Genomic DNA, 13,201 nt, shown 5'->3' on the forward strand with positions numbered 1-13,201 from the left:
ATGAACATTCCACTGCTTGCCGGCACCGTATCCACCGTGCTCTTCGCCGCCAGCATGCTCCCCATGCTTCTGAAGGCCGTGCGCACCAAGGACCTTGAGTCCTACAGCGTAGGCAACATCGCCACTACCAATGTGGCCAACGCAGTGCATTCGTTCTATGTCTTTGATCTTCCGGCAGGCCCCGTATGGCTGCTGCACTCCTTCTACATTGTGGCGTCCGCCCTCATGCTCTTGTGGTGCCTGCGCTACCGGAAGGTTCCTGAAGACGCCCACAAAGAACCCATCGGAGAACCAGTAATTGAAGGGAAGAAGCCATGAACGGGAGCCAGAACCCAGCAGTAGACACGCTCATAGTGGGAGGTGGACAAGCAGGCTTGGCGATGGGATATTGGCTGGCTCAAGAAGGCAGCAGCTTCCTGATAGTCGATGAAAATGCCAGGACGGGGGACTCTTGGCGGCAGCGCTGGGATTCCCTGCGGCTGTTCACTCCCGGCAAGTACGACGGCCTTCCCGGGGCGCCGTTCCCCGGCGACAGGTTGAGTTTCCCCACAAAGGATGAGCTGGCTGACTACCTTGAGGACTACGGGCGCCGCTTTGACCTGCCGATCGTACACAATGTGCGTGTCGACGGCCTTGCTAGCGACGGGGATGGATTCCACGTCACCTCGGGGCAGCGATCATGGCGTGCCAGGAACGTGGTTATTGCCACGGGGGGATACCGCGTGCCCAAGACCCCGGCCTTTGCCGGGGAACTGTCGGCGGACATCCTCCAACTTCATTCCCAGGACTACAAGAATCCTTCCCAGCTGCAGCCGGGCCCTGTCCTGGTGGTGGGACTGGGGAACTCAGGGGCGGAGATTGCCATGGAGGTTAGCGGGAGCCATCCGACCGTTGTGGCGGGAGCCCCCGGTGGCGAGCTCCCCGTGCGCCACGGACGTGCAGCAGCGCGCTTCGTGCTTCCGGTCATTCGTTTCGCAGGCCTGCACGTGCTCACACTCGACACGCCTGTTGGCCGCAAGGTTGCTCCAAAGTTCATGCAGAAGGCTGCGCCGCTGATCCGGACCAGGACCAAGGAGCTGCGCGCCGCAGGTGTTGAATTGCTGCCCAGGGTTACCGGCGTCCGGGACGGCTATCCGGAAGTCGGCGGAGACTTCCAAACGGTCAAACCTGCCAACGTTATCTGGTGCACGGGTTACCGGGACGACTACTCGTGGGTCCGGGTGCCCGTGGTGGACGGGGCAGGCAGGCTGCTGCAAAAGCGGGGAGTGGTGGCCGACGTTCCAGGTGTGTTCTTCATCGGCCAGGAATTCCTGTTCGCTGCGGCTTCGGCCACCCTTCCGGGTGTCGGACGGGACGCGCGCTACCTCGCCCGCCGGGTGGCCGCACCGCGTTCCAGCGGACTGGTGAATGTGTAATGGGTCACCTTGGGGAGGGGTGTGTCCAGCGGCTGCGCTGACGACCTCACGGAGCATCAGCACAGGTCACGCACAGGTTCGGGTGGCACAATGTATGGCTGGACCTGTGCTGATGGGGCTTCGGATGGCGGCCAGGGACACCCTTCCACATCGGTTGCGCGACTGAAACTGCGTAATATTGATGCTTTGTGCCAGAGCTTTGAGGAACTGCCTAACGTGACGACGCCAACGATTCCAGCCCCTGCCCACCACGGTAAGCGGGCTGCCGGACCCGTTGCAAAGTCTAAGTTCCGCCCCGAAATTCAGGGCCTTCGATCCCTCGCGGTCCTGATGGTGGTCACCTACCACATCTGGATCGGCAGGGTCTCCGGAGGCGTTGATGTCTTCCTCCTGATTTCGGCGTTCCTCATGACCCTCCAGTTCACGGGACGTTACAAACAGGGCCGCCCCATGGACCTTGTGCGCCACTGGCTGCACCTGTTCAGGCGGTTGCTGCCTGCCGTCGTCGTGGTTCTCGTGGGCACTCTCGCGGCAACCTTCGTTTTCCTGCCAGCCACGCGTTGGGTTGAGATTGTCCAGCAAACCTGGGCTTCGCTGTTTTACTTTGAAAACCGGCTGTTGCAGGAACTGGCGGTTGACTACTACGCCACCGACCACAGCATGGCGAGCCCCGTCCAGCACTTCTGGTCCTTGTCCATCCAGGGCCAGGTCTTCATTTTGTGGCCCATCATCTTTGCAACGGTTGCGCTGGTGTGCCGCCGCTTTGCCCTCCGCTACCGCGCGATGCTGGTGTATGTTTTCGCGATCATTTTCCTGGTCTCGTTCATCTACTCCATCATCTTCACTGCCAGCAACCAGGCCGTGGCTTACTTCGATACCTTTGCCCGCTTGTGGGAGTTCGCCTTGGGCACGTTGGTGGCATTGGTGCTACCGGGCCTGAACTTCTCCAAACCTGTCCGTGTGGTCCTGGGATGGGTGGGGGTGGCAGCGATGCTCACCTGCGGCATCCTGTTGCAGGTACAGACTGCGTTCCCGGGATTCGTCGCCTTGTGGCCTACATTGGCGGCCGTTGCGGTGATCGCCGCTGGTCAGACGGGGAGCCGTTTCGGCGTGGACCGGATCCTGAGTTCCACATTCCTGGTCCGGCTCGGTGACAACTCCTACGCCCTCTACCTCTGGCACTGGCCCATCCTGGTGATTGCCCTGGCCTGGAGCGGCAAGGGTCAGGCCGGTTGGCTTTCCGGCACGGCCATCATTGCGCTGTCACTCGTTTTGGCTTTCCTGACCACCAAGTTCGTGGAGAAGCCGTTCCGGGAATGGAAATGGCCCGAGACGAAGCGCCGCCGCTCGGTCATCGCAATCGTGACGTGCCTGGCAGTGGTTTCCGCACCCCTGCTCGCTTTCCAGTACAAGCTGGACCTGGACCAGCAAGCTGCGGAGGCGCGAATGGTCTTCGATAATCCCGGGGCCAAGGCACTCCTACCCACTTACGTGAATGAAGCGGCTCCGAATGCCCTCACTCAGCCCACCGCGGAAAGGATCGGGCGTGACTGGGCCCAACTGCCCGAGGGGTGCTCCGGAGACACGAAACCCGAATCGCAGCTGCTGCAGGACAACTGCCGGCAGAACGGTGTGGGTTCCGACGCCACCAAGACAGTCCTGGTGGTAGGCAACTCCCACTCCCAGCAGTGGCTTGCCGCCTTGGAAGTGTTGGCGGAGCAGCATCATTGGCGCCTCTATTCGCTGCTGTACGGGGCGTGTCCCTTCATGACTGAAGATCCCGAGTCCGAGCCTGGCTGTAACGAGTTCAACAGTGAAGTGCGCAGCCACCTCCGGGAACACGCGCCGGATGCCATCTTCATGGTGGGAACAGCGGCTGTATCGTCCCTCCCTGACGAACGGCTGACCCACGGCTTCGAGGACCTCGTCCCCGAGGTCACAGCACTGGGTATCCAAATGGTGGCAGTGCGGGACAACCCAAGGTTTACTTACAGCCTGACGGACTGTGCGCTCGCCAAAGGGGTGGACAGCCCTGATTGCCGTCCGCTGAAGTCGGACGTCCTGGCTGAACCCAGTCCCTTTGACGCTGTGGCGGGTAAGTACCAGGACCTGATCCTGCTGGATATGACCGACCTCGTGTGCTTGGGGGTCTACTGCCCGCCCATCATTGGTAACACCTTCGTGTACCTGGATGACAACCACCTGACCAAAACCTACGTCAAGAGCATGGCGGGCATGCTCGATGAAAGGTGGTTTGCCGCGACAGGGTGGCAACAATGATGGATACACGCGCAAGCGCCACGTCCCCGGCGGCGGGCAAGGAACGCACGACGGCGAAACCCGGCTTCCGTCCGGAGGTCCAGGGCTTGCGTGCACTGGCAGTGCTCATGGTTGCGGCATACCATATCTGGCTCGGCAAAGTTTCGGGCGGCGTGGACGTCTTCCTGCTCATCTCGGCTTTCCTGCTGACGTTGTCCTTCACGCGCAAGCTTGAAAGTCATAAGCCACTCAGACTCTTGCGGCACTGGCTCCACGTGTTCAAGCGGCTGCTGCCCGCCGTCGTCGTCGTCCTGCTGGCGGTCTTGGCCGGCACCTGGGCGCTGATCCCGCAGAGCCGATGGCCTGATGTGCTCACGGAGGCGTGGGCATCCCTCATGTACCGGCAAAACTGGCAGCTTGCCGCGTTCGCCGTGGATTACTACGCCCAGCAGCACGTGGACGCCAGCCCCCTGCAACATTTTTGGTCGCTGTCCGTGCAGGGCCAGGTGTTTATTCTGTGGCCGCTGATCTTCGCCGGAGTCGCCCTTCTGCAGCCGCAGCTGGCCAGGCTGTTCCCGCAGCGGAAGGCCGTAGCCCACCGGCAATTGCTGTTCATCGCCTTCGGTGCCGTCTTCGTGGCTTCGCTCGTGTTCTCCATCGAGCAGACCGCCACCAACCAGGCGTACGCCTACTTTGATACCCGTGCCCGTCTGTGGGAGTTCGCCTTGGGCTCACTGCTGGCCCTGGCCATCCCGTATCTGAAACCAAAACGGAGGCTCCGCGTTTTTCTGGGATGGGCCGGTATTGCAGCGATGCTCGCCTGTGGGCTCATGCTCACCGTGGACCGCTCGTTCCCGGGGTTCGTAGCCCTTTGGCCCACCCTCGCAGCCGCCGCCGTGATCGTCGCCGGGCAAAGCGGGAGCCGGTTCGGTGCCGACCGTCTCCTGAGCTCGCGTCCGCTGGTCATGCTGGGAGACAATTCGTACGCCCTGTACCTGTGGCACTGGCCAATGCTGGTGTTCTTCCTCCTGGCCTCCGGCACCAAGCAGCCGAGCCTCCTCCAAGGTCTGGGAATCATGGCGGGTTCCCTGCTGCTCGCGGTTGCCACCACAAGGTATGTGGAAGTACCCCTGCGCAGCTGGAAGTGGCCAGACGTGCGGTCCTGGCGGGCCGCCGTCGTGATTGTCTCCTGCGGTGCGCTGCTGGCGCTGCCGGTCACGGCTTGGCAAAGCGCCATCACCGCGGAAGCTGCAGCGATTGCTGGTCAGCCCCAGGAATTGACGCCGGGTGCTGCCGCGTTGTCCCCGGACTACTCCGGTCGGCCGAGCGAAGAGGCCCTGATCATCCCGGCGCCTGCAGCCATGAAGGATGAGTGGGCGAACGTCGATGGGCCGTGCACCGGGGACAACGTGCCCGGCGATCCTCTGCTGGAGGGCTGCCTGCAGAATGAGGAACCCGATGTGGTCACCAAGAGAATTGTGGTGCTCGGTGATTCGCACTCCCAGCAGTACACGGCCGCCCTTGGTCCGATCGCCAAGGAACACGGTTGGGAAGTGGTGACGTTGCTCAAGGGTGGCTGCCGTTTCGGTGCCCAATCTCCGGAGAGGCCCGATTTTTGCAACGAGTTCAACAAGGCAAGTGCCGCTTACGTCATGGAGCACAAGCCTGATGCCGTGTTCACCGTAGCTTCGCTGACGCACGTCGAGGCCCCGTTCGAGACCGAAGTGCCCGGGTACCTCGAAGGCATCAAGCCGTTCACAGACGCAGGAATCGATGTGGTGGGCGTCCGGGACAACCCGCGTTTCAGCTTCAACATGCCTGAATGCGTCCAGAAGAAGGGCAAAGATTCGCCCGACTGCAATGTGCCGCTTGCAGAGTCCCTGGCGGCGTCGTCACCGTTGGACGATTACGTCGGCAAGGTGGAGCGGCTCTACCTGATGGACATGAGCGACTTCATCTGCGAGCAAGGGACGTGTCCGGCTGTGGTTGGGAACATCTATGTCTACAAGGACGACAACCACCTCACCAAGACCTACGTGCAAACCATGATCCCGATGTTTGAAGAACGGCTGCTGGCCGCCACCGGTTGGTCAGCCAGCTAGGTTCCCGCTCTCCGGCGGTTTCAAACGCACGACGCCGGCCTGTCGCCAGTGGGATTGCTCACAGTCAGGCGTCGCGGAATATGGCGATAGGCGCGGAGGTTCTAGTATTTATCCAATACCTTCTGCACAGGTAACTTCTGCACAGGTACCTCATGCACAGGCCAGTCCCGTAATGACGGGCTGGTCATCAGTTGCAACCCCTACCAGTTAAGCCCCCGGAACCCAGGTAAGAGGCGCACACTCATGACCCAGCCCGAACACGATCCCTTTGGCTTTGTCGGCCTGACCTACGACGACGTCCTGTTGCTCCCCGGCCACACGGATGTCATCCCGTCCGACGCGGACACCTCATCACGCATTTCCAAGCGCATCTCGGTACAGACTCCGTTGCTGTCCGCAGCCATGGACACCGTCACCGAGTCCCGCATGGCCATCGCCATGGCCCGCCAAGGTGGTTTGGGCGTGGTTCACCGCAACCTGTCCATCGACGACCAAGCCGAGCACGTTGACCGCGTCAAGCGCAGCGAATCAGGCATGATCACCAACCCGCTGACCATTGGCCCGCAGGCAACGCTGCAGGAACTGGACGAGCTGTGTTCCCGCTACCGCGTTTCAGGCCTTCCCGTAGTGGACACCGATGGACGCCTGTTGGGTATCGTCACCAACCGCGACACCCGCTTCATCCCGGAATCGGAATTCCCGCTGCGCAGCGTCAGCGACGCCATGACCAAGATGCCGCTCATCACCGGTCATGTGGGCATCAGCCGCGAGGAAGCCTCGCACAAGCTGGCCACCAACAAGATCGAGAAGCTCCCGCTGGTTGATGAGCAAGGCCGCCTGATGGGCCTCATCACCACCAAGGACTTCACCAAGGCAGAGCAGTACCCATTGGCCACCAAGGACGACGAAGGCCGCCTCCGCGTGGGTGCCGCCATCGGTTTCTTCGGTGACGGCTGGGAGCGCGCCATGAAGCTCATCGACGCCGGCGTTGACGCACTGTTCGTCGATACCGCCAACGGCCACTCCCAGGGCGTGCTGGACATGATCCGCCGCCTGAAGTCGGATCCCATCGCTGCGCACGTTGACATCATCGGCGGCCAGGCTGCCACCCGTGAAGGCGCCCAGGCACTGATCGACGCCGGCGCCGACGGCATCAAGGTGGGCGTGGGCCCGGGATCCATTTGCACCACCCGCGTGGTTGCCGGCGTGGGCGTGCCGCAGATCACCGCCATTTACGAGTCCGCGAAGGCAGCAATCCCTGCCGGCGTTCCGTTGATTGCCGACGGCGGCCTCCAGTACTCGGGCGACATTGGCAAGGCACTGGTTGCCGGAGCCGACACCGTGATGCTGGGCTCCCTCCTCGCAGGCTGTGAGGAGTCCCCCGGCGAGCTCATCTTCGTCAACGGCAAGCAGTTCAAGAGCTACCGCGGCATGGGCTCCCTGGGCGCCATGCAGTCCCGTGGCAAGAACACCTCCTACTCCAAGGACCGCTATTTCCAGGCGGACGTTTCCGGCGACGACAAGCTCATCCCGGAAGGTATCGAAGGCCGCGTTGCCTTCCGCGGCCCGCTGGCTTCGGTGGCTTACCAGCTGGTTGGCGGCCTCCGCCAGACCATGTTCTACACCGGCGCTCCCACCATTCCGGAGCTGAAGGCGCGCGGCAAGTTCGTCCGGATCACGCCCGCGGGACTAAAGGAGTCCCACCCGCATGACATCCAGATGACTGTCGAGGCACCCAACTACGGTTCCCGCTGATCAATTACCTTGGCTGTTCCCCGTGGAAGTTTCCACGGGGAACAGTTGTTTAACAGGACGCCGCATCATTGTCGGTCCCTAAGAATAGGCTGGGCACATGTCAGAAAAGCCCGCGCAACCGCGGCACCCGGAATCGATCCGGCTGAATTCAGGCCAACCGGGCAAGGCGCCGCCCCGCAAGCTGGCTCTGCGGCCGTACGCACGCGCCGTCGGACAGGTCCTGAAAGTGAGCTTCAAAGCCTCACCTGGGGCGGTCATCATGAAGGTGGCCGGATCGCTGATTTCGGCCACGCTGCCGCTGGTCACCACCTATTTCGCTGCGCTGACCACCACAGCGCTGGCCGCCGGTTACGCGGGAGACTCCGACGCCGGCCCCCGGGCCATCCTGTACGTCATCATCACTGCGGCGCTGGGCTTGTTCTGGGGGGCCTTCAGCAGCGTTGACCGCTACATCCAGCAGCTGATGAGCTTCAAAGTGGGTGCCATCGTTGGCGACATGATGTACCAGCGGTTTCTGGCGCTGGAGTTCTGGCGCTACGACGACAAGGAAACGGTGGATCTTTACGACCGCGCCAAGCGGTTCTCCGATTCGTATGCGCGCGTTCTGGACCGGATAGCGGCCATCTTCACGCAGTTCGTCTCCGTGGTCCTGGCCATCGGTGCCCTGCTGCTGGTCAGTTGGTGGATCGCAGTCATTGTGCTGGTGGCTATCGTGCCCAGTGTCTACCTCCAGTTCAAGCTGTCCCGGGAACAGATCGCGCACTGGAACACACAGGTTGATTCGCGGCGGCAACGCCGGATGATCGAGCAAAACCTGCTTCGGCCCCAGCACATTGCGGAGATGCGCCTCTACGGGATCGTGGGGTACCTCATGGACCTCAGGTCGAGGCTGCGGGATGCAGATGAACGCAGGCGCCTGGACTTCCAAAAGCGGTACATTCCCAAGCAGCTGGCCGCAGACTCCCTGCAGTACGGAGCCGAAGTTGTGTCCCTGATCTGGGTGGTTGGCCAGATCATCGCCAGGGCACAGCCGGTGGGCCAGTTCCTCTATGTCCAACAGATTGTGAGCCGCGCGCTGTCCACCGCCAACAGCCTTGTCTCGTCGCTGAGTTCAATCGATGAGGACCTCGCAAACCTCAAGGACTACGAGCTTTTCATGGCCCTTCCTGTGCCCAGCGGGAAAGAAAAGCCTCTGCCCGCGTCGCCCAACACCGTGGAGCTGCGGGACATCCGGTTCAGCTACACGGGGAGCGACATTGAGGTCATCAAAGGCATTTCCATTACCATCAGGGCAGGTCAGCACATCGCGATTGTGGGGGAGAACGGCGCCGGCAAATCCACGCTGATCCGAATTTTGGCGGGACTGTACCGGCCCGATTCAGGCCAGGTTCTGCTCGACGGCGTTGACCTCACCACGATTGACGTCACCAGCTGGCACCGGCACCTCGCAGTGCTGAGCCAGGAGTTCCTGAAATATGAGTTCGCCACCGCGGCGGAGAACATCTACCTCGGCGATGTGGACCAGCCCCGGGACGATGACCGCATCCGGCGTGCGGCCTCGGACGCTGAAGCGATGGAGTTCATCAACAAGCTGCCAAACGGCTTGGAGAACCATGTCAGCAACTGGATGGAGGACCCCCGCGGACGCAAGGGAAGCGGGCTGTCAGGCGGCCAATGGCAACGGCTCGCAATGGCACGTAACTTCTACCGCGATGCCTCGTTCATGGTCATGGATGAACCCACATCAGCCATCGACGCTTTGGCGGAGCACCGCATCTTCACCCGGCTGTTCGCGGACCGTAGCAGCACCATCATCGCCATCAGCCATCGCCTGGCCACCATCGAGAAGGCAGACATCGTGTACATGCTGGAGGACGGCCGCATTGCCGAGCAGGGAACCCACAAGGAACTGGTGGCATTAAGGGGCCGCTACTTCCGGATGTTCGAATCCCAGCTCTCAGTAGATGAGACCAGCCGGAACACCTAGGGGGAAACCGAGGCCTTCGTTTTGGTGGGATAAACTCGAGCAGTGACTTATGAGATTGAGATTGGCCGTGGCAAGCGTGGGCGTCGTGCCTACTCCCTGGATGACATCGCGATCGTCCCGAACCGCCGGACGCGTGACCCGAAGGACGTCTCTGTCTCCTGGCAGATCGACGCCTACAAGTTCGACACCCCGGTTATTGCGGCTCCCATGGACTCCGTGATGTCCCCGGATACCGCCATCGCTTTCGGTCGCCTCGGCGGACTGGGCGTCCTTGACCTCGAAGGTCTCTGGACGCGCTACGAGGATCCCCAGAAGGTGCTTGACGAGATCGCGGACCTGGCTGACGAAACCAACAGCCCTGCAGTCACGCGGCGCATGCAGGACCTCTACCAGGCCCCCGTCCAGCCTGAACTCATCAGCTCCCGCCTGGCGGAGATCCGCGCCGCGGGCGTGACCGTTGCAGGATCCTTGACCCCGCAGCGCACCCAGGAGCACTACAAGACCGTAGTGGCTGCCGGCGTCGACATCTTTGTCATTCGCGGAACCACGGTTTCAGCTGAGCATGTCTCCAAGAATCACGAGCCCCTGAACCTCAAGCAGTTCATCTATGAACTGGATGTTCCGGTGATTGTTGGCGGAGCAGCCGGCTACACGCCTGCCCTGCACCTCATGCGCACCGGCGCTGCGGGCGTCCTGGTCGGTTTCGGCGGCGGTGCCACCACCACCACGCGTCGCGCCCTCGGTATCCACTCACCCATGGCTTCAGCTATTTCCGACGTCGCTGCCGCCCGCCGCGATTACATGGATGAGTCCGGTGGCCGTTATGTCCATGTCATTGCCGACGGCGGCATGGGCAGCTCCGGAGACATCGTCAAGGCCATTGCCATGGGTGCCGACGCCGTCATGCTTGGCAGTGCACTGGCACGTGCCGAAGAGGCACCGGGCCGGGGCTGGCACTGGGGTCCCGAAGCGCACCACCTTGAATCTCCCCGCGGCGATCGCGTCAACGTCGGAACGGTTGGTCCGCTGGAAGAGGTCCTCTTCGGACCCGGCCACCACACCAACGGAACGTCCAACCTTATTGGAGCCCTGCGCCGCTCCATGGCGACCACCGGCTACTCGGACCTCAAAGAGTTCCAGCGCGTCGACGTCGTGGTTTCGCCTTACGCAGGCAACTGAAACCAGTCGCTGAAGGCCCTGCTTGGCTCCGATTCCTATCGGAGCCAAGCAGGGCCTTCTTCGTGGGGGCGGGTTCTTCCTCTCGCGTCTGCACCCCGTGCCCTGCCCAAGGCGGCGAGCAACAAGTAGGGTAGGGGACTACCAGCTGTTGCGTTTGAGGAGGGGTCCGATGAGCAGTGTCGCAGGCGGTGCGCAGGTGAATTCCCCGGGAGCACTGAGCCCGGAATCCCGTGCCGCGTCTATCGAAGTCCTGAAAGCCACTGCCCAGCCGGGCAAAGAGCTCGACATCCTGATTGTTGGCGGCGGTGTAGTAGGAGCCGGTGCAGCCTTGGACGCAGTGACTCGTGGCCTCACGGTAGGCATCGTCGAGGCGCGGGATTGGGCGTCCGGAACCTCCTCCCGATCGTCCAAGCTCATCCATGGCGGACTGCGGTACTTGGAGATGCTGGATTTTGGCCTCGTCCAGGAAGCCCTTCAGGAAAGGGGGCTGCTGATCCAGCAGATCGCGCCGCACTTGGTGCGCCCCGTCCCCTTCCTCTACCCGCTGACGCGCCGTATCTGGGAGCGCCCGTACGTCGGCGCAGGCATCATGCTCTACGACACCTTGGGTCTGACGTCCGGCCACAGCCGAGGCGTCCCGATGCATAAGCACCTCTTCCGGCGTGGAACCCTGCGTGCAGCTCCGAGCCTCAAAGAAGATGCCTTTGTTGGATCCATCCGCTACTACGACGCCCAGGTGGATGATGCCCGTCTGGTGATCAACCTTGTACGGACTGCGGCGCACTATGGCGCCCACGCAGCGAACCGCGTCCGCGTGGTTGATTTCCTCCGCGAGGGGGAACGCGTGGTCGGTGCCAAGGTGGAAAACCAAGAGGATGGCACAGTCTTCGAGGTCAGGGCGAAGCAGGTGGTCAACGCTACCGGCGTATGGACCGATGAAACCCAGGCGATGGTGACGGACCGCGGCCAACTCAAAGTGCGGGCCTCCAAGGGCATCCACCTTGTGGTGCCGCGCGACCGCTTCCAGTCCACGGTCGGGCTGATCCTCCGCACCGAAAAATCTGTGCTCTTCGTGATCCCCTGGGGCAGGCACTGGATCATCGGTACAACAGATACCGATTGGACGTTGGACAAGGCACACCCGGCAGCTTCCAGCAAGGACATCGATTACGTGCTGGAACATGTCAACAAGGTTCTCAAGCGTCCCCTCACCCGCGAGGACGTGGAAGGCGTGTACGCAGGCCTCCGCCCCCTGCTCGCTGGTGACAACGACTCCACTGCAAAGTTGTCGCGGGAGCATGTGGTGGCGCACCCTGTGCCCGGACTCGTGGTGGTGGCCGGCGGCAAGTACACAACGTACCGTGTCATGGCCAAGGACGCCGTGGACGAGGCAACCAGGGCCATGGACGAACGTGTTCCCTCCAGCTGCACTGAAACAATTCCGCTCCTGGGCGCCGAGGGATTCAAAGCGGCGTGGAACCGGCGCGGCAAGTCCGCCGAGCAGGCCGGTGTACACGTGGCACGCGTGGAGCACCTGCTCAACCGTTTCGGATCCATGACGCCTGAAGTCCTCGAAATCATAGCGGGACGGCCGGAACTGGGAGAGCCTCTTCCGGGAGCGGATGACTACTTGGCTGCCGAAGTTGTCTATGCAACAACCCACGAGGGCGCACGCCACGTTGACGACGTTCTGACCCGCCGGACCCGGATCTCCATCGAAGCGTGGGACCGGGGTGTGTCTGCTGCGCCCGTAGTAGCTAAGCTGATGGGAGAAATCCTTGGCTGGAGCGAGACCCAGCGCGAGAGCGAAATCAAGCACTACCTGGCGCGCGTGGAAGCTGAACGACTTAGTCAGCAGCAACCCGATGACGAATCGGCCGATGCCGCGCGCATGGGAGTGGATGACATCGTTCCCCTTCGCTGACCAGCTCAAGGAATTGAGGCCGGGAGGCCACATGGAGGGAACACAACTTGGCTGAACCACTTGACCGTTACGACGCGGAACTGACCACCCCGGATACGGTCATCCTTGAACTTGTTGCCCAGGACAAGATCGATGCCGCAGCACAACTGGCTCACAGGCTCCACGCAGCAGGCAGGATCTCCAATCTTGAAGGCTTCCTCGAGCAAGTGCATTCGCGTGAGCACCAGCTTGCCACCGGGCTTCCGGGTGGCATCGGATTGCCACATGCGCGTAGCGAATTTGTGGACAGGATCTCCATTGCGGTTGGCGTGACCAAGTTTGGGCATGCCTTGGACTTTGGTGCCACTGACGGTCCGGCAACCCTGATCCTGCTTATCGCTACGCCGGCCAGTTCCTTCTCCGACCACCTGGAGGTTCTTGCCACATTGGCGCGTTCCCTCTCCAAGGAGTCATTCCGTGAATCCCTGCGCCGGGCACACGACACTGAGGTCATCGCCGAACTCATCAACTCCAGCCTGGTGTTCTTCGACCACTAAAGGGTGGGGCAGCAGGGTCCCCGCTTCAGCTCACCTCGTTTCGT

At 62.1% G+C, this 13,201-nt stretch carries 9 protein-coding genes; all 9 read left to right on the top strand.

The genetic code is table 11. The features are described 5' to 3' along the window. The 9 genes from A477_RS0118155 to A477_RS0118195 all read left to right on the top strand — a co-directional run bounded on the left by A477_RS0118155 (nt 1) and on the right by A477_RS0118195 (nt 13,157). Nucleotides 1-318 carry a hypothetical protein gene (locus tag A477_RS0118155; protein WP_017200317.1) on the top strand — a complete coding sequence of 106 codons (318 nt, stop codon included), beginning with the start codon at nt 1-3 and terminating at the stop codon, nt 316-318. Further along, nucleotides 315-1,415, top strand: coding sequence for a flavin-containing monooxygenase (locus A477_RS0118160; RefSeq protein ID WP_017200318.1), 1,101 nt, complete (start codon nt 315-317; stop codon nt 1,413-1,415). Before A477_RS0118155 ends, A477_RS0118160 begins: the two co-directional genes overlap by 4 nt. Nucleotides 1,416-1,631: 216 nt before the next feature. Further along, complete coding sequence (locus A477_RS0118165; RefSeq protein WP_017200319.1) at nt 1,632-3,695, top strand: acyltransferase family protein; 2,064 nt, start codon at nt 1,632-1,634, stop codon at nt 3,693-3,695. Next, nucleotides 3,692-5,776 (top strand): acyltransferase family protein, encoded by a 2,085-nt coding sequence (locus A477_RS0118170; RefSeq protein ID WP_017200320.1) that lies wholly within the window; start codon nt 3,692-3,694, stop codon nt 5,774-5,776. Before A477_RS0118165 ends, A477_RS0118170 begins: the two co-directional genes overlap by 4 nt. A gap of 243 nt (nt 5,777-6,019) precedes the next feature. After that, on the top strand, nt 6,020-7,531 hold the full coding sequence (guaB, locus tag A477_RS0118175; RefSeq protein ID WP_011775516.1) for an IMP dehydrogenase: 1,512 nt from the start codon (nt 6,020-6,022) through the stop codon (nt 7,529-7,531). Between the two features lie 97 nt (nt 7,532-7,628). Further along, on the top strand, nt 7,629-9,518 hold the full coding sequence (locus A477_RS0118180) for an ABC transporter ATP-binding protein (RefSeq protein ID WP_017200321.1): 1,890 nt from the start codon (nt 7,629-7,631) through the stop codon (nt 9,516-9,518). Between the two features lie 42 nt (nt 9,519-9,560). Continuing rightward, nucleotides 9,561-10,697 (top strand): GuaB3 family IMP dehydrogenase-related protein, encoded by a 1,137-nt coding sequence (locus tag A477_RS0118185; RefSeq protein WP_017200322.1) that lies wholly within the window; start codon nt 9,561-9,563, stop codon nt 10,695-10,697. A 169-nt stretch (nt 10,698-10,866) separates the two neighbouring features. After that, entirely contained in the window at nt 10,867-12,621 is a 1,755-nt protein-coding gene (locus A477_RS0118190; RefSeq protein WP_017200323.1) for a glycerol-3-phosphate dehydrogenase/oxidase, read from the top strand. 47 nt (nt 12,622-12,668) lie between these two features. Next, nucleotides 12,669-13,157, top strand: a complete 489-nt coding sequence (locus A477_RS0118195) for a PTS sugar transporter subunit IIA (protein WP_017200324.1) — start codon at nt 12,669-12,671, stop codon at nt 13,155-13,157. Nucleotides 13,158-13,201 lie beyond the last annotated feature (44 nt).

Source organism: Arthrobacter sp. M2012083 (assembly GCF_000281065.1).
GTDB lineage: Bacteria > Actinomycetota > Actinomycetes > Actinomycetales > Micrococcaceae > Arthrobacter.